Genomic DNA, 25301 nt, shown 5'->3' with positions numbered 1-25301 from the left:
AAATGATTATTCTGAAGCAAGATCAGCTGCTTGTTTTTCCAAACTTAAAGTATTCTCACCTACTTTTCTAGCATTAATCACCACTTCTCTGTTGATTTCAGCCATTTTTTGTACGACCGCCACCATCTGGTCTTTGTCTTGGTTTAATAATTTCGACTCTTGGTCCAATTCCCGAGAAATTGATTCGATCAAATCGAGTGACTCTAAAACTTCATTATTAACATCTTTTTGTGAACTAATCTTATTCGTTGCGGTTTTAATGACTCCACTCAAAAGCTCATACTTGGACTGGAGAGCCTCAGTTTGTTTGAGAGAAACAGAAGCAAGTTCAGTTCCTTCTTGGATGAATCGATTGGAAGTAGTGATGATTTTTTTAATTTTCGTTGCATTTTCATTCGAATTCTCAGCCAATTTTGCAACTTCTTGGGCCACAACAGCAAACCCTCTCCCATGTTCCCCAGCTCTTGCCGCTTCAATGGAAGCATTGAGAGCAAGTAAATTCGTCCGATCCGCGATCTCTGCCATGATATCATTCACTTCACTTACTTCTTTTTGCGATTCATTCACAGATCGTAATCTTTCTTCTAAGTTTTTAACCGTTCCAGAAAGGACATTACTTCTATCTTGGAAATCACTCATGTTGGAATTCAATTCCTCAACAACAGTTCCAATCTCGGTAATACTTGATTTGAGAGTGTCTGATTTATGATTTAATAAACTGATTTGGTTATGTTGTTTTCCAATATTATTTACTGATGTCTGGATACTTTCAGAAAAGGAGGATACAAATTCTGTCAATTCATTGATGGATTTATCTTGAGATTCAATTTGTACATTAAAGTCCGTTGTGATTTCACGAATCGATTTTAAAGTTTTGATGAGCTCAGATCCAATCTTAACCAAATCACGATTTAGGTTGTCTGCAGTAGATCTTTCATTCTCTGCCGTTTTTTGTCTTTCTTCCGATTCATTTTTGATTTCGTTTAATAAATTAAGAACCGCTGAGGTCAGATATCCGAAACAAATTAAAAACAATACTTTGAATACTTCATTCGAGATCCCGACCGTACTCTTTAAACTTTGGAATCCCTCTACCTCTCTAAACTCTACTCCTTGGCCATAACCAATAACTGAAATCATCACCAAACAAAAAGCGGAATAGTAGGTGCTCATAAGAAGAGTTCGTTTTGAAAATAAAAATGCCGAATATACTACATAAAAATAATACAATACATAGAGTGTGGGTGATTTGATTAAGTCTGCGGCAACTCCACTGCCACCCAAAAGGCCGGAAGCAGTCACCGCAAAAAGGACAGTAATGTCCATAAGAATGAGTACCTTTGGGAAAAATGCGTTTAACTTTTCCTTTTTGAATAGATAGGCTTGCAATCCCCCATACAAAAACATACAAGTAATCCCCACCAAATAACTTGTAGTTTGTAATGTGGTTGAGGTTTGATAGGAACCGAGAGTCGCTATGATATAGAATCCCGCCAAAAGAAACCGGACTCGATTTACATACACAGGACCCAATTCTACCCAGCTCTTTTTGGTTTTTATTGATTCTAAACTAGTTCTCGTCGACATAGGATGATGATCGGGAAAGGAAAGTGAATGGAAAGTGATTTTCTTTTTTTACTTTCTGAAAACAAAACTCGATTGACAAATTATAGTTTAATATTAAACTATTCAATATGGAAACATTAAAACCCAACAGCAATTCCGTAGGAAAAAAACTTCACCCCGCATCTGAGCGTGGACATGTCAATTTCGGATGGTTGGATAGCCACCACTCCTTTAGTTTTGGCCACTGGTACCATCCCGAAAAAACAAACTTCGGAGCCCTTCGTGTATTAAATGATGATATGGTAGAACCTAGTATGGGATTTGGTACCCACCCACACCAAAATATGGAAATTATTTCCATTCCTCTCTTTGGAGAGTTGGCTCACAAAGATAGTACAGGTACGAATGGAATCATTCGGACAGGGGATGTCCAAATCATGTCCGCTGGATCCGGAATTATGCATTCGGAATTCAACCACAGCAGTGAAAAGAAAGTGAGTTTCTTACAAATATGGATCCTTCCGAAAGTAGGAGGAATCGAACCAAGGTATGCACAAAAAACTTTCTCCGAAGCAGGAAGGGTGAACCGGTTTCAAACGGTTGTCTCCCCCATCGATGAGGAGGCCGTTTGGATCAATCAAGATGCTTATTTTTCTTTGGCAACTTTAGATCCAGGCAAAGAACTCTCTTATCAAGTCCATGCACCAGACCAAGGGATCTTTACTTTTCTCATCAATGGGAAATTAAAGGTGGAGGATACACTACTCGAACGTCGAGACGCCGTTGGATATTGGGGAAAGGATGAATATAAGTTTCATGCAGACATCAAATCAGAGTTACTCGTGATTGAAGTTCCGATGAAATAAAAATTTTTAACCGAACCGATTGCCTAAAATCGGTTCGTGTCTTTATCTTATATTGACAGTTTAATCTAAATTTGCATTAAATGTAAGACTCTTAGAAATATAACGTATTTTCTTAACAAGGGTTTGACCTCAATGAAACTAAACTTCACTAACTCCCGAATTATATTTTCAATTCAAATTTCACTATTATCCATCTTGTTATCCTGCCAAAGCCCAAAACCTATACCTTTAACTGAAAAATTCCCAATCGAAGCGGAAAAAATTTATCAACATTCTAAACGAATCTCTGCGATTAAAAAACAGATGGAATTTAGTTATCTTTACCCCAAAGATTTAAATAATTCCAAAGCTTTTCAAAGAGCAGCTGTCTTGGCAACAGAATCCTTCGAAAACCATATTCTATTGCCAAAATCTTTTTACGTCAAATTTCAAAACTCAATCCAGGGAGTAATAATACAGGATGGTGTATTATCCAACCTTATAATCATTCAAAACCCAAACTTAGAAAATAAAGTAATGTTATCTGATTCGGTTGCATCGCAACTTGAAGATGAATTTACAAAGATAACGTTTACACAAGATCTCTTGGAATCAGTATTACAGGTTTTATACACAGAAAAAACAAACGATACGAATTGGGAGAATATCATATATGCAGCATCGGAAGGTTATGTTTCTTCTTTTTTAGGTTCTAGTATAATGATACTAGAAAAATACGAAGTTCTCTTACAACCGAAAACAATTATATCAATTGATATCCCATTAAAAGAAACAAATTCGAAAAGAAAAATTATAACATCTTTGCAAGATACTTCTTTTTTGAAAAATGTCGGCCTGCAAAATAATGACGAATTACTAGCGATCAATGACAAACCAGTTCGTTATTTATCCATTCAAACAATCAACCATTTACTTAAAGGTAAGATTGGCTCCACAATCAAAGTCGATGTTCAGCGAAATCAAAAGTATAGTATCGAAATTCCTATAAAGGAAAACAAGTCGACAGAACAAAAAATGATAGAAGGTCAAATCTGGACCGGGAAATATAACTTCATTTACATTAAAGTATCTGGATTTCTTAAGAATAATCAATCCAGTGCCACTAACTTGATTAAGGAAAATTATTTTACCTTAGTGGAAGAGGCAAAAAATAAAAATATCATTATCCATGGTTTCGTTTTTGACCTTCGCAATAATTCAGGTGGTTATTTCGACCAAATCATTGAATGTATGAGGATGTTTGTTCCAAATGGGTTGTTAGTCACCACACAAACCCATAAAGGACCTCCAAATATGGTTTATGCTAACCAATCAACGATTACTGATTTACCGATGACCATTCTGATTAATGGGAATACCGGGTCAGGTTCTGAGTTAATTGCAGGAGTAATCCAACATTATCAACGTGGAATTATACTTGGATCAAAATCTACTGGCCAAGGACTTGTACACACATTGAACAAAGTTTCAGGAGAAGACAGTTTACTTATCAAAATAACTTCTAGTTTTTTATACCTTCCGAATGGTAAAAAGTTCCACGAATCAGGAATTACACCGGACATTTGGGTTTCGGATCAAAAAGAATTGAATCCTAACTTTTTAGATGCTAAGAATCATATACAGGCAGATTCAGCAGGAGATTCAAAAGAAAAAAATCCGAAATTGGATATCTCCTCTATCAACCAATGGATTGAACAAAATGGCTCAGCCAGTCTAAAAATCAAATCCGAAAAAGATAAAAATATCCTTCCTGATTATCAATTGTATCATTCCCTCGATTTTTTTTCAGGTTATCTCGCCACTAAAAAAATTGAATAGGGATTCACAGATTTTTGAAATATAACATCAGCTAATTTCTATAAAAATATCTAAAAGGTATGACCAATGTCCAAATATAACAATTGGTCTTCTTTAGAATGAGCATAGTCGATTAAAATCACTGTGGCTTGGTCCCAAATTAGTCGTAATCCCAACCCACGTGCATGTTTATAACCTAATGCATTCACATCACGAAGTTTATCCCAAACTCGTCCTACGTCATAAAATGGAACAATGCTTAACTGAAAGAACTGATCCCAGAGGGAAAAACTTCCCACACGATACCTTAGCTCCAAATTATAAAATCCAATCACAGGTCCAAAAAAACGTTCTTGTCTGTACCCACGAAGGGTGTTCTGACCACCAAGAGCACCAAACGGACCATCAATGGAAAAAAGATAACGATATTCAAAAAAAGGAACGTCACCTTCAATTTTAGTCAATGCCACACGCTGTGCGATGACAAACTCTTCAAAGAGTTTTGGAAAAGGTTGATAGAAGTTCTTGGCCTGTGCAAAATGTCTGATGTAATTAAAATCCGAGCCAATGGTTCTTTCTGCTTTATTGATATTGTATTCAATCAGCCAACCACGATCGGGATCAGGTTCATAGTCTCTAGTATCATAAGCAATCCCAGCACGTACATAGTTTAAATTTCCACCATTGATACCAATGATTTTCCCTGAATTGGCATCCTCGGTAATTTTAGAACTATCTTCAATTGCGGGGACTTTGATTCCTGTTAATGGATCCTTTGCCTCTGTGGAGGTTCCATCATACCGCCTAACAGAATTTTTTGAAAACTCCACTCCACCCCAAACTCTGAAAACTTGGAATATTGTTTTATCTAATGAAAATTGCCCATAGGTAGTTTCAAATTGGTAGTCATGATAGTGTTGGTTCGAAGTAAATTCTTTTCCCGGCCCTCGATTGCGTGTATAGGAATTTGCATTTTCAAAGTCCGAAAATGTAGCGTTACGATTGATCCGGCTACCATCCAAATTTCGATCTTTATAATAGAGAGGTTGCAAACTCTCCGTTCCAACACCAAAATACTGATTATAAAAACTTGCATCGCGACCCACATAAGCCTTAAGTCTGTAAGCGGTATCCGCAAAGTAAGGAGCATCCCATGCCAAATAATTATTCTGGGTCCCTCGATTGGTTCTGTAAACTCCCACGTTGAACATATGTTCATAAGGAGTATATTTAAACGAAGAATCTGATTTGGTTCCGTTATAAAAAATATTGGCGAGTACCCCAAGGCCAGACCCATTGACGGCGTCATTTCCAAACAAAGGAAGACCGGTAGCATACCAACCTTCTTTTTTGTTGGACAGTTCCTTCTCGTCTAATTTTTTAAACTCACCAATCCATTCTGGTACATCAGAACTTCTTTCTTCCGAATAAAGTGGAATGGAAATCCATGTTGATATCACTACCAACACAGAAATCGAATTCCGAATAAACATGAAGATTATTTTACTTCGCGGACTTGAATGGTTTCGACTCGATCTTCACCAGCAATGATATCAGAAAGAATGACAACCTTTTCTCCCATTTGGAGGTATCCATTATTCACAAGAGTTTGGATCGCAAGTTTGATTGTTTTTTCTGGATCGGAGGAGAAATCAACACGGTATGGAATCACTCCCCTTGTAAGCCAAAGCTTGCGCCTAACAGACGTCATATTGGTGAACGCGTGAACAATTGGATATTTCGGATGAAAAGATGCTAAATTATTGGCAGTAATTCCCCGGCGGGTGATGGCAATGATAGCATGTGCTTGCATGGAATCGGCTAAGTTTGCCGCAGAACGAGCCATTTCTTCTTTTTGGTCTTTTGGTTTTCTTTGTGCAGCAAGGCCTAGGTTGATCGACATTTCCATACGCCGAGCAATTTTATCCAACATCTCCACACAACGCACTGGAAATTTTCCCATCGCAGTTTCACCAGACAACATAATGGCATCCGCTTCTTCATACACTGCGTTAGCAACATCGGTCACCTCCGCTCTTGTAGGAGAAGGATTCTGAATCATAGATTCTAATAAGTGAGTGGCAACAATCACACGTTTCCCTTCTTCTTGGCAACGTTTGATGATTCGTCTTTGGACAATAGGGAGTTCTTCAATTTCAATTTCAACTCCCAAATCTCCTCGGGCCACCATGATCCCATCCGATTCTCGAATGATGGCATCCAAGTTTTTTAAACCTTCTTGGTCTTCAATCTTTGCGATGATTTGGGCATGATGATTTTTTTCATCGATGATCCCTCGAAGTTGGATCACGTCTTCTTGAGAGCGAACAAAAGATAGAGCCACAAAATCTATATCTTCTTCCAATCCAAAAATAATATCTTTAAGGTCTTTTGGAGTGATTGATGGCAAGTTCACCCGAATTCCCGGTAAGTTGATGTGTTTTCTAGATCCAAGTTTACCACCATCTAACACAGTGCAAACGAGTTCGTTTTCGCGAATTTCTTGGACGGCCAAGTTGATGAGCCCATTGTCAACAGTAACTTTGTCACCAACCTTTAGGTCTTTTACAATATCTCGGTAGTTTACAAAAACACTTTGGGCTTCCGCTTCCATCCCCGGAATGATATGAAACGTAAAAGTTTCACCCACTTTTAAGTGGAGATCGTTTTGAACATCCCCCGTTCGAATTTCCGGCCCTTGTGTATCAAGAAGGATAGAAATCGGTTGTTTGTGTAATTCATCTTTGTTGAGTGATTTGATGATACGAATGATCTTTCTATGAAACTCATGATCTCCATGGCTCATATTGATCCTTGCGATATTCATTCCAGCCAAAGCTAAACTTCGGATCATTTCTTTGGAGGCTGTCGCAGGACCAATGGTACAAACGATTTTTGTTTTTCGAGCTCTTAGTTGTTCAATAGCAGGCATAATTTTAAGGTTTTAATCTAGGTAAGATTCTATTCAGAAACTCTAATTGCGATTCCGCAATGTCAAATTTCTCTTGGTTCGGAAATTTTTCACTTCGTTGGCGATCACTTTCTGCACTGACTTTGTCCAAAAGTTTTTTGCCATGTCGTTTGAGATAGCCTGTAGAAATAAGAATCGGCCAAGGGAATTTTTCCCTTTGGTTTCGGATAGGAAAACTATAGATTTCCTTTCCCCCAAATTTCTTTAAGAAAAATATCAGATTTTCTTCAGTAAACTTTCCATTCAATTTAGAAAGAACATACTCACGATCCGGATAAACTCCAAATTCCCAAGCTTCATCTAAAATACGAATGATTGCTTCAATGGATTCTTTCCATTTTTTCTCTTCTTCTGGGCTTCCTTGTTTGACTGGTTCAGGAGAATCTTCTTCCCCACCATTAAAACCCGCAGTGGACGCAGCAGTTTGTTGCGACTGTTTTGATTTTCTTTCTGCATCTTTTTCAGATTCTTCCCGTTCCTTCAAACGAGCTTTGACAAGACGGTCTTTTTCCTGAGCAATTTTTTTGACTTTCTGATTCGCCAAATCTTTGTTTAATTGCTGTTGTAATCTTGCTTTGATCGGGGGAATTTCAAATTTATGAACTGTCATACTCCCCATAATCATCCGCCATATCCTTGTGAAAAAAGGCAAAAATTGGAAGAGACTTTGTGCTTCAATTTCTTCTAACAACCGTTTAGGACTTTCATCATTCAAATGAAGGGTGACATTCATTTGGTTGAGAACTCGAATCTCTAGATCCGAATGTTTGATTTGAAAAGTTCTTTTGGCCGATTCAATCGCCTGAGGGATACAAGACTTATGAAGGATAAATTCGTTATATACTTTATTGTCTGCATACTCAGTATATAAAAGCTCTGGTTGCGAAAGAAGGTTGGCCCGAAACTCGTCCGTCAATGGTTCTCCACTCACACGAAGTAAGTTTACCTCAACAATGCGGCCAGCCTCAGCAAGGAAAGCCATCAAATCATCAACCTGCTGTTTGCGTTTTTGTTTTTCTTCTCTTTCTTTATCTTTTTCTATAATTTCATTTAAAACTAAACATTCTTCGATAAGAGTTTTTTGATCCCCATAAGAATCGTTCATATACCCTTTAATCTCAGTTAAAAGGTTACGGGGATTATTCCATGAATCTTCTGTAATTTCGCCCATAACCCCTAAATTTTTTAGAGCTGGGTAAATGGTATTTTTTGTATAATCAATATATCCATCATATCGATCAGCAATTTCAGATGGCCTATTATAAAGAAAAACACTTTTATTAGCAGGTCTTGATGCAGAATCATTTCGAAAGAAAAACAAAATTTTATCATCCACCAATTGTTTCAAAATTGGTTTTAAATGGATGATGATGGTTGCATCTTTTTGCACTTTTGTTTTGTCATAAGGGCACTGGAATAAATTTCCAATTTCAGTAGATGCATACGTATCAAACAACCGATTAGAATCCACTGCTGCTTTGATGACTTTGCGCATTTTTTCTTTACCAACATACTTTCTTTTTTCGTTGAACCATCCTTTGATGGCGGCTGTAGAAAGTTCATTCAGTCCCAACGCGTAACGGAAAGCTGTGCCTCCATCAGAGGTTGTAGGTCTTGCAAATACAGTATTGTGTTTGATAAAAGTTTTTGGATTTTCTGGATCTCCAGGTTCGTTGGGATGAAATTCGAGAACGTTCATCTTTCTGATGATTGCAGGATTTTGTTTATAACTAAGGTCGATCACATAATTTTCTGTACGATCACGATCAATTGAACTATCACGTTCAATTTGTTCTACATTGGGTAAAACTTTGTTTTGTAAAAACTTATCCGTCCACTCGAAGATCACAAGTAGAACTTTATAGATCCCTTTGTATGAAAAATCCCCCCGTGAATCCATAGCCTGAACCTTTTGGAGGCAGGCGGTGTAATCCATTACTTTTAATTCCGGGAGGTTTGGATCCAACATGTCTCGGGAAATTCCTTAGTTAAAAAATCCTTTTTTATACAATAACTCTGCATTCAAAATAGCAGCTCCTGCCGCACCTCGAATCGTGTTATGTGAAAGTACTACCCATTTCCAATCCAAAATTGGATCTTCCCGAAGTCTTCCAACAACAGTAGTCATTCCTCTCCCCGTCTCTAAATCCAGACGTGGTTGAGGCCTATCATTTTCTTCGCGGTAGAGAATAGCCGGGTTTGGTGCAAACGGCAATCCCAATTTCTGCGGTTCCCCTTGAAAATCGGCCCAAACCTTAAGAATCTCTTCTTTTTTTGGTTTTTTATCAAAGGAAACGGAGACACAAACCGTATGTCCGTCAAAAACAGGAACTCGGTTGCAATGAGCTGAAATTTTAAAATCAGCTGATTTGATGATTCCATCTTTTACAGTTCCCAAACATTTTTGTGGTTCAATTTCTGCTTTGTCTTCTTCGCCACCAATATAAGGAACCACATTCCCAAGAATGTCCATAGTCGGCACTCCAGGGTATCCTGCCCCCGAAATGGCCTGCATCGAAAACAACATAACAGACTTTAAACCAAAAGCGTCCATCAGAGGTTTCAATGAAATCGTTACACCCATAATGGTACAATTGGAATTGGTAATGATTTTTCCTTTGGTCTTTTGGAATTGTAAAACATCCAAATGATGTGCATTCACTTCCGCAGAAAGAATCGGAACGTTCAGATCCATTCTATGATTTTTAGAATTAGATAGAACCATCACACCCGCTTCCGCGTAGGCAGTTTCTACTTCTCCAGCAATGGATGCATCAAGACCACTGAACACGAGTTGCACGCCCTTGGTCACTTCAGGATTTGGTAACGTAATGATAATGTCTTTTGCGTAAGCAGGGATATCGGATGAAATCTTCCAACGAGATTTCATTACCTCTCCATAAGTTTGGCCGGCACTTTTTTCTGAAGCTGCCAAATGAGTCACCGTGAAATAAGGGTGATTCTCCAAAAGTTGAATGAATCTTTGACCGACGGATCCTGTTGCTCCCAGGACTCCAACTTTGATTTTTTCCATAAAATTCCTTATCTAATGTAAGGATTGAAAAACATCTTATTTCGGAAAGAGATTTCCAATTCTTTTAGCATAAATCGGATTCATTTGTTCCATTCCGAGATATGTGAAATGGTGGAAGTCGGAAAAACCCTGCATCGGCAAACTTCGGTGTATGTCCCAATAATGGACAGAACCTCCAGCTAAAGATTCCAAATACGATAGGTGATCTCGATACCAGTCAGAATCTTCATACCAATCAAGAGAGATGGGGCTCTCGGGATTATTGATGAGTAAAAAACGAACATTTCTCTCTCGAAAATGATCTGCAATTTTTTTGAGATACCGAAAGTGAAAATAAGGCCGAAACTTTTCCTCACGAATTCTTTCTTTTGCCAATTTTAAGGCAACGAGGTATCCAATTCCAGGTCGTTTCTCGAGTCCCTCAAGCAACCGGTAATGGAAATACTTACGATATTCTTCATCTTTCATTCCTGAATACCGAAAGTCCTCGGTTCTCGGTTCCCTTTCGTATTGGATTCCGGACTTCGCTTTTTCGAGTCCAAACGTTTGTTCCAACCGAACACCTATAGGATCAAAATGATAATCCAAATAGGCACCCGTTGCCTGGTTAGCATACCAAACCCGCTCTAGTTTTACAGTGATCAACTTTTTATCTTGGAAGAATTTTGGATCCAAGTGGAGTTTCACCCAACCTTCCCGGGTGAGGAAAATTTCTTGGTGAGTGATTCCATTGGAAATTTCCATACGGCAAGGTTTTCCACCGAGAAGGAACTGAGTTACCTCAACCCAAAATCCTTTGTTTTTCAATTTTTCAGTTGGGAAAAAACTAAATTTTTGACCCGTCCAACCAAGGCCACTAATTCCCTCAGGAATGTCGGCGCCGGCATAAGCATGATAGCTGGTATTTCGTCCAAACCGATGTTGGATTAAATTCTGCAAATTTTGTAGATAAATATCTTTGTAACGATAGAAAGAAAATCCAGAAGAAACTACATAACGAGACCAGGTATCCCAATCCATCGAAGGACCAACTTCTTTTAAGGTCTCCCAAGGGAATACCCACAAAGACTGGGGTGCCTCTCCAAAGGTGAGGGCATCTCTAACAACTACCGACTCTTCTACAGAATCATTCCTACCCTCAGGGAACATAACATAGGTTCGGTGAAGGCGATAATCAATAAAATTGACGGGATACACAACAAGATCCGGCTCTAATGGATCCAACCAATTCAGCAGTAAATACACATAAAGTGGACTATTTCCAGCGTAAGCTAAATAAAAAACATCCACATCCAAATCGTAATCTTTCCGCAAAGACTCCTTTAATTTACGAGAGTCAATCGAATAGTAAGCAACAGAACTTCCTACAATGATGATTCTTTTTTTTGTTTTGGGAATGTTTCGAATCCGTTCATATTCATATAAAAAATTAAAGAAATGATTGGTGTTCCAAGGAGATTCGTTCGGCAACAAAAACTGAAGTTTTTTAAAAAACAAAAAGTCCATGGCAAATAGAGAAATAAGAAAGAAACATATAAATAATATCTTCTGTTTCATATTATCTCCTCAAAAAACAAAATACACAAAAGGTTTGCTATCCGCCGAAAACAAAACAATCAAAATAAGGGAAATCGAAGCCAAAACTCCAAAAACTGCTGTTTTTCCTAAGGAATTTTCTAATTTTTTGAATCCACCTAACAATTGCTTATTGTCCTTAAAATACAAATTCCCCAATAAATGACCTATCAAAAGGAAAACCAAACAATAAACAAAAGTCATTTCAAAAGTATAAGGCAGGGAAAAACCGTCTTTTTTGGTAAAAAGACCCTGTAGGTAGCACAGAGAACTCGCAAAATCACTACTTCTAAAGAAAATCCAAAGAAAACATACCAAAAGGAAAGTCACAAGGACACGAACGGGTTTCATCCAAGCTACGTTCCATACTCTAGACCCAACAAGTGCCCATCTTTCCAAAATGAGCAAAAAACCATGGCCGGCCCCCCAGACCAAAAAATTCCAGGAGGCCCCATGCCAAAATCCTCCAATTGCCATCACAAGAAATAAATTTCGATAAGTGAAAACCCGACTCACACGATTCCCACCAAGGCTGATGTAGACATATTTTTTCAGCCACTGGGAAAGAGAAATATGCCAACGAGTCCAAAACTCTGAAAACCCACTGGATAAATAAGGCATCTTAAAATTCTCAGGCAACCTGAACCCAAAAAGAAGTGCCGCACCTTGGGCAATATCAGTATAACCTGAAAAGTCACAATAGATCTGAAAGGAATAGGAAAACATACCAATCCAAAGTGCTTTTGTGGAAACATCTGCGGTGTGACTAAATGCGAAGTCTGAAGTTTCGGCCAAATGGTCTGCAATTACCATTTTTTTGAACAACCCTAACAATATGAGAAATACTGCGAAAAGGACAGGAGTCTTTAGGAAGGGGAGAGGCCTACGAATTTGGGGCAAAAAAGACTTTGCCGTGACGATTGGGCCTGCGACCAACTGCGGGAAAAAGGAAAGAAAGAGCAAATAAGATGAAAACTTCCTTTCAGGCTCCAATTCCCGCCTGTAAACATCCACCAAGTAAGAAATCGACTGGAATGTGTAAAAAGAAATCCCCACAGGAAGAAGCCAATGGCTCCAAAATTCTGGATTGAATTGTGAATTACCAAAAATAATTGCCCAATTTTCAGCAATAAAATGCCCATACTTAAAAAAGAGAAGAATCCCAAGGCTATCTAGCAGGGAAGCTGACAAAATGAGACGGCGAAAGAAAGGAGAATCAGTCCTTCCCAAGGCCCGAGCCAGCCAAAAATCAACAAAAGCAATCCAAACCAGCAAAAGCAGATAAAGCGGGTTCCAAAAACAGTAAAATATAGCACTAATACCAATCAAATAAATGACCAATATTAATCTTTTTAATGAGTAAATTCTATCAAACCAACCATTTTTTTTAGGCAAAGTAATGCGTAAAAGCTGCCAAGCGAACAATGATCCAACAAAGAAAAGGGCAAATGTTGCCGAATTAAAAAGCATATTACTGACTATTTTTAATCAATTAGACATTGTACTTGCATTTTACGCCACAATTGGGGCAGGTACAGGTGACTTCCGCCTTAACTCTTCGTCCTTGCGCCCCTTCCACTTTGCCAACAGCCACAAAATCAAAGACTATTCCCTCTGGAACAAAGTGCCCAGAACCGTATTTGGCCGTTCCTTCAATTAAATTGGAACAAGCATGACATTTTACCCTAAGCCGTATCGTTTCCGCCATATAAAAAAGAACGGTGGGTCGGATACTCCTGCCTGGCAACCAATATTCAATTCCCTGCCATTTTTACATACATATGCATTTTCGCTACACATGACTTTTTGACAGTATTTCGGTCGACTTTCGGGTAATTCCACGTTAATCTCTGAAGTCCCGTTGCCATCCTGTGTTGGAGCCGAAGGTCCGGTAGTTTGGGGTATAAACGCCCTAATTTGGCCACTTCTTTCTCTGTTTTACTTAAATCTAGTGCAAACAGCCTTACAAAAGCTCCCTGTATCTACTACAGGCCGAAATTTGATTTTTGACGGTTTTTGGCCCATCCTACTGAAATGGATCCAGAAACAAAGGCCAGTTGCTGCGGTTTCCGGGCGCTTCCGAACTGACCATTCCCAGGCATCCGACTGCACCCATTACGAGATGAATTCTTTTTTATGGAGTTTGCGCCATAAGTCCAGTCTTTGCTTGAGATTCTAAGGAGCGACCAAAGAGATAGACGGAATTTGGGCAACAAGCGAATTGCCCTCTTCTTGGCTGCCAATTGACTGTCATGACCATGTCTGGTCGCCCATATGGGAACAGTAGGTGCCGAGACACGAACATTCGACAAAACAGGAACATCCGTTAGGTGTCCAAAGCAGGGCAATTGGTCCGATTTTTGGTTTCGAAAGTAAATGCCTAAAATTTGGCAGTTTTGTTCCAATCCAGAGACCAATCCGCTTTGAGCGATTGAAAGAGACAGGGGAATTGAGATAAGTGCTTAAAAATGGTCAGTTTTGATAAAAAGGGTGCTATGTCCCCTAGGGATGGAAAAACGAGAATTCACCCTGTGCTACGCACAGGAAGGTTTTCTTTAGTGAAGAATTTAGCTATTTTAAGACTTTTTAGAAGTGGATTTGGGGGAAGATTTCCCCTTCTTTACAGGACTTGAAGATTTAGAGATACTGTGTTTGGATTTGGACTGAACTGCTGACTGTTTCTTTGCAGACTTGGAAGAACGGTCACCACCAGCTCTGTCTTCATCCCCTCCGGATAGAAGGTCACTCGGGACTCGTCCGTTGCGTTTGACCATATAGATGAAATGTCGGACATACTGTGTGTAAGGTTCCGGGATGGCCTTGGGGTCAAAGTTCTTAGCATCTTGGAGGAGCTGGTTGACAACAGCCAAAGGGAGGTCGTCCTTACTGGTTGCCATAAGAATTTCCAATCGTTTGCAGATCTCCGAGTCATTGACTTCGGTAGAGAGTTTTCGCATAGCATTGAGAAATTTTTGGAAGGCAACTCGCTTCGGCTGAGACATATCCCCAGAAAACAAAAAAGTCCTGGGCTGGCAATCGATTTTACAGAGAAATGCTCTTGGCCACTCTCAAAAACAAAACCGTCTTTCAAATCCCTGCGATCGTCTTTTTCGGAAAATGAATTGTTTGAAATTAAAAAAACCATCCCTGGATTAGATACCATCGAAATGTTCGCAGGCTTTGGAGTTGGTTCACCAGAAAATACGAACTCACCAACTTGTGGAACTTTCGAAGGTTCCACATCATTCAAAGTAAGTTTCCTTTCATCAACCACAACCACTTCAAAAACCAAACCGTCTCGAAGTTCAATCGGAGTTAAGAGTTTATCGTTTGGAATGATGACAGGAAGGTCGGCTTCGTCTGCGAATAGGCCGGTTGCAGGAAAAATAAAAAATACAGAGAGCAAAACCAAAAGGGTACTCTTTTGCAACTTTTGTGCCAGATTTTTCATTTTTTCCGAGAAAATCATAGGATTATCCTCAGTTTTCCTCGAAATCAGGGAAAAATAAAGCTTTTTTTGGCCGATTTTGACTATTTTTTTAGAATCTGCGAGCGCACCCGCAACTTCCATTCCCAAAGAACTATTTCATGTTCCAGGTCTTGAGCAGTTTCTTGTTCTTTTGCGAGTAGGGCATAAATCATATGAGAGATCTCTTTTGAAAATCCTAGATCCAATTCCTTTTCGAAATCTTCCACACGGTATTCCAAAATGAGCACTGCCAATCGAAAGGCTTCCGTCATCGCAATGAGTTGCGGTTTGACCACATCCAATTCCGGCTTTTTTAATTCGTTTTTGATCATCACATCTAAAAATGTTCGGATGAACATAACGTCATCGGAAGAAAGATGGAAATCTAAGAGGAGCTGTTTTACCTTATCCAACTCCATAGCTCGGAGATGGATTCTAGCCAAAAAGACTGGGTTTTCACTATAGGTATTTAAGTTCTGGTTTTTAGCAACATCGGTAGCACGGACCTTATCGTAATCTACCACACCTTTGTCTTTGGATTCATCAGTTTTAGGAGACTGCGATTCTGCGGAAGTATTGATCCTTTTTTTAATCACAAGGATATTCATACTGGGGTATCGGATCTTAAAAGAAACCATGTCCGATCGAGGAATTTCTTCATCGACCACTAAAAACTGGGCCTGTTCCCCCCTCTCCCAAGCTGCCATCAATTCTTCTTTATTCTTATAGTGGTAGATGACCACAGGTAGGACATCACTCAAACTCCCCGTCCCTAAATAGATGGTTTTGATTTCATTCGAAAATCCATGTTGGTAAGGGATAACAAGTTTACTTGCTTTGACGTTAACGAAGGAAAGTTCTCCTAAATGGAAATGTGAAACATCAAAGTCGTCCCCAAAAAACCCAACCCGGGGCACATTGACTACGATGGAATTATTCCTAGCACCCTTGGGAACTTCTGGACCTGTTTCCGTAAAAACTACGTATGTGAGCTTGGAAAGCCGGACTTTGACGAGAAAGCCAGCCGGAGTTTTCCGCTCTTCGTATACAGTATCATCCATCTTTACGTTAAACCAAGCTGTTTCATTTTATATTGGAGGGATCCCCTCGAAATACCCAAGGCCTTTGCCATCCGGATTTGGTTGCCCGAAAAGATCCGCATAGCGAGAAGAATCTTCTGCCTTTCTAAGGCCTCTGTTCCACGCCGCAAGTCTAAATCTTCTGCATCAGGGATCTCCAAATCCATCTTGGATTTACCAGGTTCTAAGTCTGCAAGTTCCACCTGGTTCGACCGGCAAGTTAAGATCCCGGTGAGAATTGCATTTCGCAAATCAGCAAAATTTCCCGGATATGATCTAGATACTAATTCTTGCAAACTGGAATCCCCTAATCTCAAACCCGACCGGTTCTGAGAATTGCACAATTCTTCAAATATATTCTGAACCAAAGTTTGCAAACTCGCTTTTGGAAGGAACCTGAGGGATAGCAGTACCAACGAATTTTTTCGGAAAAACCTTTCAAACTCTGGCAATAATTCTTGGCCGATTTCCTCGGGCCCAAGTAAAAATAGTGACCCAGAATATCCAGATTTTGACCACCAATCAGAAAGGATTTGTTGTTGTCCTAAGTTCAGAAACTGGATTCCAGAAAGAACCAAACTTCCGGAACGAGACTCGCTCCCCCAAACCGAGAGAGCCTTTTCCAGTTTCCCAAAGTGGTCGGGTAACGATTCTACCACCAGAAAAGGGGCCCCAGGAAGCTGGGTTTGGTGGATCCATTTTGCCAAAGTTTTTTTCCCAGAGCCGGGGGGACCAAGAATGGTAAGGACTTTTTGTTTCGCAAACTCTAAACGAGCCAGCTCTAAATTGGGAATTTCTTTACGATACAAAGAATGCGAATTCCCTTCTCGGAGGATCTCTTGGATTCCCAAACTGGGTTTGGTTTTTCCCCACTCATTCCCAATCTTTTCAGCAAAGAGAGTAAGGAAAATTCCAAAGGGAAGGACAAGAGTCTCCTCCATTTCTGCCAGCAAAAAGCCAATTTTTGTTTGTCCGTAAGAAATCCGAATCGCAAAGGCATTTGTTTTTTTTCCAAACAACTCGAACTCAGTTCCGGAAAAAAACACGGGTTCTGGGGAGTGCATTAACTCTTCCCAATGGTCCGAACCACGATTCAAGAACGAATAATAAAACCCATCTTCTCCATAACCGAAACTGGCAGATTCATAAAAAGAATCTTCTTCCTCTGCTTTCAAAACGACCACTCCGGCGGAGAGACCAAGCTCCGTACATAACCCTTCCCACAAAATTGGAAGGACAAAATCCATCCAATCCTTGCCCATTTTTTCGGAGGCAAGCAGGGGAATTGTTTGAGAAGGCATGTTATGAAACTGTTTAAATTTAATCACTTTGTCAAGTACGTACCTATTTGAATGTCGGATGTCCGACGCAAACAGAGGAGATAGTTTTTGCTAATTTTCAGCATGTCGGATGTCCGACAATGAAGGGAGATGGAACTAAAAAACCCTTTTTTTGCTCCATTCTAAAAATACAATTGATCCCAAATTTTCGGCAAGAAAGCATACCATTTGGGAAGGGAAAAAGAGACAGATGATCACGATTGCAGTTGCAAACCAAAAAGGCGGAGAAGGAAAAACCACTACTTCTTTGAATCTTGCCATGGGTCTCGCCCGTCGAAATCATAAGACCTTACTCATCGATATGGACCCTCAAGCAAATTCCACGGGGATCTTTTTGAATCCAGAAACTGTTGAGAAAGATTTAGCCCACCTCTTCCAAAATGCCACAAGCCTAAAAGACATTATCGCCCCAGCGTATAACGAACATTTGTGGATAGCGCCATCTAGCATGCGTTTGGCGGAGATGGAAACAGTTTCCGTGAACTCTGTAGAGGCCCCCTATATCCTCAGGGACTCCCTTTCAGGAATTAAAGATTTTGACTTTGTCATCATTGACTGCCCCCCTTCTCTTTCTATCTTCACGGTGAATAGCCTTGTGGCAGCCAACTTTGTTCTCATCCCTCTCCAGGCAGAGAAATTCTCCATGGACGGAATTATGGGTCTGCAACAGACAATTTCCTCGATCAAAAAAAGGATCAACCCTGACCTGGAAATTTTAGGGGCACTCATCACCCAACTCAAACCCCAGACCTTACTTACCAAAACCATCCTTCCCGTTTTGACAAAATACTTTCGTATCTTTGAACACACGATTTCGGATGGGGTAGCCATTGGCGAAAGCCATCTAGCAAAAAAATCAGTTTATGATTACAACCGAACCTCTCGCCAGTCTCAAGAGTATGAAGGATTTATTGAGGAGGTTTTAAATGAGCTTAAAAAGTAAACGCCTCGGAACTCTCGCCGACATCTACCAGGCGGAAAATTTGGATGGGACGATTCGTACCATTCGGATGGATAAAATCCAACCCTCCGAACACCAACCAAGACAGGAAAGGAAAAAAGGGATTGAAGAGCTTGCTCAGACTTTAAAGGCCGATGGACTTTTGCAACCGATCATCGTTTCCAAAGGAGATCGGGAAGGGAGTTACAAAATCATTGCTGGCGAAAGAAGATACCATGCTGCCAAATCACTTGGTTGGGTGGAAATCGAGTGTAAGATCCTAAATCGCCCTGACAAAGAAATTTATAAATTAGCTGTCATTGAAAATTTACAAAGAGAAAATCTTTCCCCCTATGAAGAGGTAGACGCCCTACTCTTTTTGAAAAACTCCCATAACTACACAGATCAGGAGTTAGGTGAACTTTTTGGAAAAAGCCGCAGTTATATGACGGAAGTACTTTCCATAACCTCGATGTCAAAAGAAGACCTTGAGAAGTGCAAAAAAAATGAAATCTACAACAAAAACCTTTTGGTCCAAGCCGCCCAGGCTGCAAAAAAAGGAAGTCTCGACGATTTTCTAACCTTATTCCATAAAGGAGCCTTAAAAACCGTTAGAGATGCTAAAGATTTCAATAAACAGATTAAGTCCGGCGAGCCCAACCAATCGAAGAGTTCGCTTTTTTCTGGGTACAAAATTCGTAGGACAGGAACGGGAATCCAGATTCTGTCGGACGACGAAATCTTACTCGGCGACATATACAAATTCATTCGCAAAGAATTGGTGAAAAAATACGGCGATTCGGCATAACCCAAACAAGTACTAAGCAGTCAAGTACTTAGGAAAAAAATTTATCGTACAGCTTAGGAAAAATGCTGTACGAACTTGACATCTGCCGGAATCCGACAATAATGTGACATAATAAAAGTGATTTGAGTTTGAGCAAAACGTTTCTTTGCAAATGCAAAAGAGACGTGGGATTTGTAATATCCCAACCCGAAACATAAAAAAATTCCCCTGGTGTTCCAGGGGGTCGGGGTTTCCCGAAGGAATGTTGTTGGATGAGACATAATTAACATTATGTCAGATAATGTCAACTCCTTCGTAAAATTTGCTTAAATTTGGTTTAATTTTTGCAGAAAAGCGGAGGAGCTTTTGTGAGCGACCAGCGGCATCCCTATATCCGACTGATGACCGACATCATAGATTCAGGTGTTTGGGCAGAGCTATCTCATGCCGCCAAAACACTCTATCCGGTTCTACTGAAATTCAGTGACTACAATTTCAAACCAGTTTGGCCCAACACAGAAACATTGATGCGACTTACCGGCTTCAAGACCAAAAAATCCATTGTTTCCGCAAAAAAGGAACTCACTCGCGCCGGCCTACTCTACCAAGTTCCAGGCAATGGGCGGACTTCGACCCGGTATCATTTTTCCTTCCACTACGAGGGTTCCAAAATTACCCCTCTGGGGGATACGAGTATAACCCTCACCGGTGGCGAACCGGAAACCTCTGGGGGTCCAAAGTTGGCCGGTAAGGGGGGTGCGGACGGAACCCCTAACCATATTAATATAACTATATCTAATACAAACAATCCACCTGCGGTGCCCGCGACTGGAGAATTGAGCAAGGAAAAAGAAGAGAAAAAAGCATTTGAAACTTTGGTGGATCTCTTCGGTCCTGAAATCGCTTTGGAGGCTTATAAAAAAGCAGTCTCCTTACATATGGAATCAAACACATCCTATGTACAATCTCTTTGCCGAGAATTGATTTCTGTTCGCAGACCAGAAGTGATTAAAACTGAGCAGAAAGTTTCAATGGAAGAAACCTTTTCCCACCCGGCTTCTTGGTCTGGGTTTTTAGCTTGGGCAAGCAAAGAATTGACCCAATCCTCTTGGAACCAATTGGAACGGTTGGAAGTTCAGATGGATGGAAATGTGATTGTTGTCACTTCACCGATTCAAGGGCATCTTCGCCAAATTGTGAATATGTATTTTACCGAACGCGTAAAACCGACAGTTCTTGTTGTGTTTTCGGAGAAGGAAGAAGGATCACGCCTCAGTGAAATTCGATAGACTGGATATAAAAACGGTATTTTTTGGAAGGAATCAGCATTAAAAAGCGCAATGAAAGATCATTTAATCCGCACAAGCCACCCCTACTCTCTACCCATTAAATCAGTTTCCACTTCCGGAACCTATGAAGTCAAAAACGAAGAATTTTTATCCTTTTTTGAAGAAAAGGAACAGTCTTCTTTATCTTCTATTATCTTCAAGTTTGATGACGTAGTTTATTTTAACGGGATTGAACTCCTGCCAGGAAAAGATGGTTTGGATTTTTTTCCCGATTCTTTCCGGTTTGAATTATCGCATGATGGAAAGTATTGGGAGCCAATCTTACAAGAGTCTTCCTTTCGTAAGTCTTTCAAAACATCGGCAAAATGGCTTTTTTCACTAACTAGCGCTCGTTATGTGAAATTTGTATCTAAGATTTCAAGAAAAGCAAGTAATGGGAAAAATCGGATTAGTTTTGGTCAACTGAAGATTCTCATCACTGGAATCCAATCCATTCAGGCAAGTTCCGAGTTTGACCGACTATTCGTAAAAGAAAATCTTTTTGATACAAGGCCCGATTATGGATGGTCTTCCAAAAAGAAAGAAGAACCAGAAGAGGAGTATTTGATTTTGGATATGGGTTCTGTGAACCGCATTGAAGAGATGCGAATGCTCACAAAAAATGACCCCACTACTAATTTCCCTGAACGGTTTGTTACTTATTATAGCGAAGACGATCTTACTTGGCACCAGTTACATGAAGAGAATTTTTTTCTATCGGAGCCTGGTACTTGGTATAAGTGGAGGTTCTCTGCGGTAAACCTTCGTTTTTTAAAATTAGTTTTTTTCCAAGAGAAACAGCCAAATAAAAAAGATTACATTACCGAAGTCATAGAACTCGAATTATATTCTAGCCCAGATAAAAAAGATTATGGCGGGCCAACAAGAGAACCTCTCCCCTATGCCTCCGTCCTTCGTTCGGGGATCATTCGTCTCGCAGTGGATGGAGAAGTCAAAGAAGGAGTTGTGGTTCAGGCAAATGATAGACGCCTTCGTGATGCCACTACGGAATACCGTGGGATTGTGGAATTGGCATCAGATGGGGAAGAAAAGCCTGGGGTGGCAGTACAAGGAAATGATAAACGCCTAAAAATCGCCACCGAACTCACTCATGGTCTTGTCCGATTGTCAAGAAGTGGCGAAGCTCGTCCAGGTCTTGTAGTACAGTCAGATGATGAACGTTTGCGCAGTGCATCTACTGATCACCCTGGGATCGTTGAGCTTGCGTTAGATGGGGAAACTCGCCCTGGAGTTGTCGTACAAGGAAATGATTCTCGTCTCAGAGTTGCCACTAAAAAGTCCATTGGTCTTGTGCAACTTGCGGACGCAGGAGAAGTGGCTCTTGATAAAGTGGTTACAGGGGATGATCCGAGACTTCGGGATGCCACAAACACGGCAAAGGGAATTGTGCAACTTGCACCTAACGGTGGCGAAGAGCCAAACACGGTTGTACAAGGAAACGACAAACGTTTGAGACATGCTAGCACTGAATTACATGGGATTGTCCAACTTGCTCATTCCGGCGAAGTCAAACCAGGTGCTGTTGTACAAGGAAACGACAAACGTCTTGCAAAGGCCGGATTCGATGATGCAGGAATTGTTTTACTCGCAAATCATGGAGAGGCTATCCCTGGTAAGGTCGTACTTTCTGATGACCCAAGGTTGTCTGATAAAAGAGATCCGAAACCGCATACCCATCCCTATGCAGAAAAAGAACATGATTTTAATTCCCATTCGGGACTTCTGAAAATCACAGGAGAGGCCGAAGGTTCGTCCAAAGGATTTGTTCCTCCGCAGGCAAAAGATGCCATCATTTATGGAAAGAATACAAAGATTGGCACAGGTGTTGTCGGCGTTTCTTCTGGAACCGGTGTTTCTGGATTTGGAGACTCTATTGGAGTGTATGGCGTTTCTAAAGGAAAGGACACAAAACAATCTGCTGGAGTTTTAGGTGCCGGGACTACGGCGCCAGGTGGTCGTTTTCTATCACAGTCTGATTTTGCTCTTGTTGTGGATGGAAAAGGAATTCCTGAATTGGAACTTTCCGGCTCTGGAAAAGCGATCTATGCTAACGGCGAGTCTTTGTTCGAAGGAAATCTTCGTATAACAAAAGAAGGTGGAGAAGAATGTATTGCTCGTTACTTTCGATTGGATGGAAAAGATGTTGTGACTGCTGGTGATCTTCTTGTGGCAACAGAAGAACCCGGTGTTCTTGGAAGATCGAAACACCCCTACTCCACAAATGTCATTGGTGTCTGTGTGACAAGTGCTCATGTGGTATTTGGAAAACAGGAAAAGGCAGTGGAATACGTGCTTGTGGCACTTCTTGGGATTACAAAAATGCATGTAGATGCAACGCAAGTGCCAATTTACCCAGGAGACCTTCTGGTTTCTGGGTTATCTTCTGGGCATGCAGTGAAAGCGGATCCGAGTAAATTGAAACCGGGAATGCTTGTGGCAAAAGCGATCGAAGCCTGTAAACGCGACAAAGGAAATATCCTTTGTATGTTAACTTTCTCCTAAAAACAAAGGCAAAGAGGTGGGTTTTTTAATAAAACCTGCCTCGGTTGCTCGTTTGAGCAGATATTCTACGGCACCGTGGCCTTCATTTCCTAAATTTTTTGTAAAATCATTCACATATAAATTGATATGGGATTTGATCACCGCATCTTCTTTGTTTTGCGAGTTGGTTCGAATATAATCCATCATTTCTTTTGGTTCTAAATAGGCTGACTTCAAACTCTCTCTAAGGTTTGATTGGAACTTTAATGCCTCATCTCTTGGTATGTCTCTACGGATCGCTATAGCACCTAAAGGGATGGGATAGCCTGTGGAACTTTCCCACCATTCTCCAAGATCCACTACTTTTTCCATTCCCCTTTCTTCATAGGTAAACCGCTCTTCATGAATGATCACACCTAAACTGTTGTCTTCGCTCATTACCTTTGGTATGATTTCATCGTAACGTAATGGGGTTGGATTTTGTTTTCCATTAGTATATAAGGACAAAAGTAGGTTTGCTGTGGTTAACATGCCAGGGATGTATAGATTTTTATAATTGGAGAGATCTGTTTTTGTATTTTTTTTTCTAATTAAGATAGGGCCACAACCTCTCCCTAAAGCGGAACCAGTTTCCAGTAAAATGTATTTATCAATGATTTGGAAATAGGCAGCAAACGAAAGTTTTGTGACTGGAAATTTTCCCTGGAAAGCAAATTCGTTTAAATTCTCTACATCATATAGTTCTTCTTTCACTGGGTAATCCGTATTACGGATCAAATGGTAAAAGAGGAAAGTATCATTTGGGCATGGTGAATAAGCAAGAGATATCATAGGCTAAAGAAAAACTCCTTTGTGGGTGTGATCCACAGAATGCGGATGATTAAAAAGAAAAACAGGGTTATGGAGATGCCGAGGAATAGGCGTAAAAAAGGTTTTTTAAGTGCCCCATCTAGTAACATGGAAAAAGGTAAAATCAATGTAAACATCCGGCTTAGGTTATCAAAAGACCGCCAGTATCCTTGTTCAGCAATGAGGATTACGAATAGGCTTCCAAAAATCGGAATGAGTAGGTCTATATTTTTTGAAAAGGATTCTTTTAGGGATTGGATGCTGAAAACGGACAAGGATATAAAAGAGATAAAAAAAAGAATTTTTGGAATTTCTTTGAGTTTGAATTGGAAGGATCCCCCTTCCCTGAAACTTTTAAAAAATCCAAATAAAGGCAGGTCTGTCATATCGCGAAATCCAAGAGGATTGGTTCCTAAATGGTTGGGAGGATGGACTAATCCATATCCCACCAAATAGAGAAATGCGAACCCGGGTATGGAATAAAGAAAAACATCTTTCCATTTTTTTTCGAGTAAGGCCTTAAAAACAATCGGAATCAGAAATAATACTCCCAATTCACGAGTGATTACCATCAAAAGAAAAAAGAAAACGGCGGGGATAGTTTTTTTGTTTCTAAAGAAGTAGAAAGCAATGATTCCAAAACTGACAAAAAGGGAGTCAGCAACTAGAAGCAGGTTTGCGTTTAAAGAAAAGGGAGAGAATAGATAAAAGACAACAAACCATTTTTTTGTTTCTGGGAGGAGTGAATACAAACAGAAGGTGGAAAGAAAAAAAACTGTAAAAAGAAAGAGGATTGTAATCAACGGATAATGAGAAAATCCAATCACAGCAGAGAAAACGCCGGTAAATAACGAAAGTCCAATTCTATGAAAACGGAAGTGGTAGGAGTCTACAATTAGATCCCAATCACCATAGGCGAACAAGTCTTTTGCGAGAAAATAGAAGAATTGTCCATCGTAACCACCCGATTTGTAAATTACAAAATTCGAGTCTACCAGGTCTGGGTTGATTTCGTAAAATCCTTCCCAAATCCCAATCAGTGCCGAAAGTGAATGATCATAAGGAGCTGTTTTGCAGTAGATCAGTCCCCCTACTCCGCAAATAAAAAGTAAAATTAGAAACCAAAGTTGGCGTAGCTTCACTCTTCCATTTTGCAAAAATTAACAGATTCGAAAAGGAATTTCTCTGGAATTTTACG

General features: G+C 40.1%; 19 protein-coding genes. 6 read left to right on the top strand and 13 right to left on the bottom strand.

All coding sequences use genetic code 11. The annotated features are described in order from the left end of the window. Window positions 1-6 precede the first annotated feature (6 nt). Window positions 7-1587, bottom strand: a complete 1581-nt coding sequence (locus EHQ49_RS07270) for a methyl-accepting chemotaxis protein (protein WP_135577877.1) — start codon at window positions 1585-1587, stop codon at window positions 7-9. A 107-nt stretch (window positions 1588-1694) separates the two neighbouring features. On the opposite strand from EHQ49_RS07270, the gene EHQ49_RS07265 reads away from it, so the two are divergent. Further along, window positions 1695-2432 carry a pirin family protein gene (locus EHQ49_RS07265; protein ID WP_135577875.1) on the top strand — a complete coding sequence of 246 codons (738 nt, stop codon included), beginning with the start codon at window positions 1695-1697 and terminating at the stop codon, window positions 2430-2432. A gap of 132 nt (window positions 2433-2564) precedes the next feature. Next, window positions 2565-4250 carry a S41 family peptidase gene (locus EHQ49_RS07260; RefSeq protein WP_135577873.1) on the top strand — a complete coding sequence of 562 codons (1686 nt, stop codon included), beginning with the start codon at window positions 2565-2567 and terminating at the stop codon, window positions 4248-4250. A 50-nt stretch (window positions 4251-4300) separates the two neighbouring features. Here the strand turns inward: EHQ49_RS07260 and omp85 are convergent, their stop codons facing one another. From omp85 to EHQ49_RS07210, 10 genes are all read right to left on the bottom strand, one after another. Next, complete coding sequence (gene omp85 / locus EHQ49_RS07255; protein WP_244241395.1) at window positions 4301-5698, bottom strand: Omp85 family outer membrane protein; 1398 nt, start codon at window positions 5696-5698, stop codon at window positions 4301-4303. Between the two features lie 29 nt (window positions 5699-5727). Beyond that, window positions 5728-7161 (bottom strand): pyruvate kinase, encoded by a 1434-nt coding sequence (pyk, locus tag EHQ49_RS07250; protein WP_135577870.1) that lies wholly within the window; start codon window positions 7159-7161, stop codon window positions 5728-5730. Window positions 7162-7165: 4 nt separating this feature from the next. Beyond that, window positions 7166-9169 carry a hypothetical protein gene (locus EHQ49_RS07245; protein ID WP_135577868.1) on the bottom strand — a complete coding sequence of 668 codons (2004 nt, stop codon included), beginning with the start codon at window positions 9167-9169 and terminating at the stop codon, window positions 7166-7168. A 15-nt stretch (window positions 9170-9184) separates the two neighbouring features. Next, entirely contained in the window at window positions 9185-10234 is a 1050-nt protein-coding gene (gene asd / locus EHQ49_RS07240; protein WP_135577867.1) for an aspartate-semialdehyde dehydrogenase, read from the bottom strand. 36 nt (window positions 10235-10270) lie between these two features. Then, entirely contained in the window at window positions 10271-11791 is a 1521-nt protein-coding gene (locus tag EHQ49_RS07235) for a hypothetical protein (RefSeq protein ID WP_135577865.1), read from the bottom strand. A 9-nt stretch (window positions 11792-11800) separates the two neighbouring features. Further along, entirely contained in the window at window positions 11801-13279 is a 1479-nt protein-coding gene (locus EHQ49_RS07230) for an MBOAT family O-acyltransferase (RefSeq protein ID WP_135577863.1), read from the bottom strand. 22 nt (window positions 13280-13301) lie between these two features. Next, the gene (locus EHQ49_RS07225) at window positions 13302-13517 is read right to left on the bottom strand and encodes a hypothetical protein (protein ID WP_083901925.1); all 216 of its coding nucleotides are present in this window, start codon (window positions 13515-13517) and stop codon (window positions 13302-13304) included. Window positions 13518-14385: 868 nt separating this feature from the next. Next, the gene (locus EHQ49_RS07220; protein ID WP_135577861.1) at window positions 14386-14811 is read right to left on the bottom strand and encodes a phosphatidylinositol phospholipase; all 426 of its coding nucleotides are present in this window, start codon (window positions 14809-14811) and stop codon (window positions 14386-14388) included. Window positions 14812-15340: 529 nt separating this feature from the next. After that, window positions 15341-16339, bottom strand: coding sequence for a hypothetical protein (locus EHQ49_RS07215; protein ID WP_135577859.1), 999 nt, complete (start codon window positions 16337-16339; stop codon window positions 15341-15343). A 2-nt stretch (window positions 16340-16341) separates the two neighbouring features. Continuing rightward, window positions 16342-17658: a helix-turn-helix domain-containing protein gene (locus EHQ49_RS07210; RefSeq protein ID WP_135577857.1), complete on the bottom strand. Its 1317-nt coding sequence runs from the start codon at window positions 17656-17658 to the stop codon at window positions 16342-16344. Between the two features lie 229 nt (window positions 17659-17887). On the opposite strand from EHQ49_RS07210, the gene EHQ49_RS07205 reads away from it, so the two are divergent. From EHQ49_RS07205 to EHQ49_RS07190, 4 genes are all read left to right on the top strand, one after another. Continuing rightward, window positions 17888-18640, top strand: coding sequence for a ParA family protein (locus EHQ49_RS07205; protein WP_135577855.1), 753 nt, complete (start codon window positions 17888-17890; stop codon window positions 18638-18640). Further along, complete coding sequence (locus tag EHQ49_RS07200) at window positions 18624-19445, top strand: ParB/RepB/Spo0J family partition protein (RefSeq protein ID WP_135577853.1); 822 nt, start codon at window positions 18624-18626, stop codon at window positions 19443-19445. The genes EHQ49_RS07205 and EHQ49_RS07200 overlap by 17 nt, the downstream gene beginning before the upstream one ends. A gap of 380 nt (window positions 19446-19825) precedes the next feature. Further along, entirely contained in the window at window positions 19826-20713 is an 888-nt protein-coding gene (locus EHQ49_RS07195; RefSeq protein WP_135578336.1) for a helix-turn-helix domain-containing protein, read from the top strand. 51 nt (window positions 20714-20764) lie between these two features. Then, complete coding sequence (locus tag EHQ49_RS07190; RefSeq protein WP_135577851.1) at window positions 20765-23275, top strand: discoidin domain-containing protein; 2511 nt, start codon at window positions 20765-20767, stop codon at window positions 23273-23275. On the opposite strand, the gene EHQ49_RS07185 is transcribed toward EHQ49_RS07190, so the two are convergent. Together EHQ49_RS07185 and EHQ49_RS07180 are read right to left on the bottom strand one after the other, a co-directional pair. Continuing rightward, on the bottom strand, window positions 23261-24085 hold the full coding sequence (locus EHQ49_RS07185) for a 1,4-dihydroxy-6-naphtoate synthase (RefSeq protein WP_135577849.1): 825 nt from the start codon (window positions 24083-24085) through the stop codon (window positions 23261-23263). The two genes, EHQ49_RS07190 and EHQ49_RS07185, sit on opposite strands and share 15 nt — an antisense overlap. Then, complete coding sequence (locus EHQ49_RS07180; RefSeq protein ID WP_135577847.1) at window positions 24082-25260, bottom strand: AZOBR_p60025 family cell surface glycopolymer formation protein; 1179 nt, start codon at window positions 25258-25260, stop codon at window positions 24082-24084. The genes EHQ49_RS07185 and EHQ49_RS07180 overlap by 4 nt, the downstream gene beginning before the upstream one ends. Between the last annotated feature and the right edge of the window lie 41 nt (window positions 25261-25301).

Origin of the sequence: Leptospira perdikensis, assembly GCF_004769575.1 — a bacterium.
In the GTDB taxonomy this organism is placed as follows: Bacteria; Spirochaetota; Leptospiria; order Leptospirales; family Leptospiraceae; genus Leptospira_A; species Leptospira_A perdikensis.
This window is presented reverse-complemented; position numbering and strand designations above follow the sequence as displayed.

Coding starts and splice junctions, on each gene's coding strand:
- EHQ49_RS07270 (WP_135577877.1), bottom strand. CDS start 1,587: ATGTCGACGAGAACTAGTTTAGAATCAATAAAAACCAAAAAGAGCTGG.
- EHQ49_RS07265 (WP_135577875.1), top strand. CDS start 1,695: ATGGAAACATTAAAACCCAACAGCAATTCCGTAGGAAAAAAACTTCAC.
- EHQ49_RS07260 (WP_135577873.1), top strand. CDS start 2,565: ATGAAACTAAACTTCACTAACTCCCGAATTATATTTTCAATTCAAATT.
- pyk (WP_135577870.1), bottom strand. CDS start 7,161: ATGCCTGCTATTGAACAACTAAGAGCTCGAAAAACAAAAATCGTTTGT.
- EHQ49_RS07245 (WP_135577868.1), bottom strand. CDS start 9,169: ATGTTGGATCCAAACCTCCCGGAATTAAAAGTAATGGATTACACCGCC.
- asd (WP_135577867.1), bottom strand. CDS start 10,234: ATGGAAAAAATCAAAGTTGGAGTCCTGGGAGCAACAGGATCCGTCGGT.
- EHQ49_RS07235 (WP_135577865.1), bottom strand. CDS start 11,791: ATGAAACAGAAGATATTATTTATATGTTTCTTTCTTATTTCTCTATTT.
- EHQ49_RS07230 (WP_135577863.1), bottom strand. CDS start 13,279: ATGCTTTTTAATTCGGCAACATTTGCCCTTTTCTTTGTTGGATCATTG.
- EHQ49_RS07225 (WP_083901925.1), bottom strand. CDS start 13,517: ATGGCGGAAACGATACGGCTTAGGGTAAAATGTCATGCTTGTTCCAAT.
- EHQ49_RS07220 (WP_135577861.1), bottom strand. CDS start 14,811: ATGTCTCAGCCGAAGCGAGTTGCCTTCCAAAAATTTCTCAATGCTATG.
- EHQ49_RS07215 (WP_135577859.1), bottom strand. CDS start 16,339: ATGGATGATACTGTATACGAAGAGCGGAAAACTCCGGCTGGCTTTCTC.
- EHQ49_RS07210 (WP_135577857.1), bottom strand. CDS start 17,658: ATGCCTTCTCAAACAATTCCCCTGCTTGCCTCCGAAAAAATGGGCAAG.
- EHQ49_RS07205 (WP_135577855.1), top strand. CDS start 17,888: ATGATCACGATTGCAGTTGCAAACCAAAAAGGCGGAGAAGGAAAAACC.
- EHQ49_RS07200 (WP_135577853.1), top strand. CDS start 18,624: ATGAGCTTAAAAAGTAAACGCCTCGGAACTCTCGCCGACATCTACCAG.
- EHQ49_RS07195 (WP_135578336.1), top strand. CDS start 19,826: ATGACCGACATCATAGATTCAGGTGTTTGGGCAGAGCTATCTCATGCC.
- EHQ49_RS07190 (WP_135577851.1), top strand. CDS start 20,765: ATGAAAGATCATTTAATCCGCACAAGCCACCCCTACTCTCTACCCATT.
- EHQ49_RS07185 (WP_135577849.1), bottom strand. CDS start 24,085: ATGATATCTCTTGCTTATTCACCATGCCCAAATGATACTTTCCTCTTT.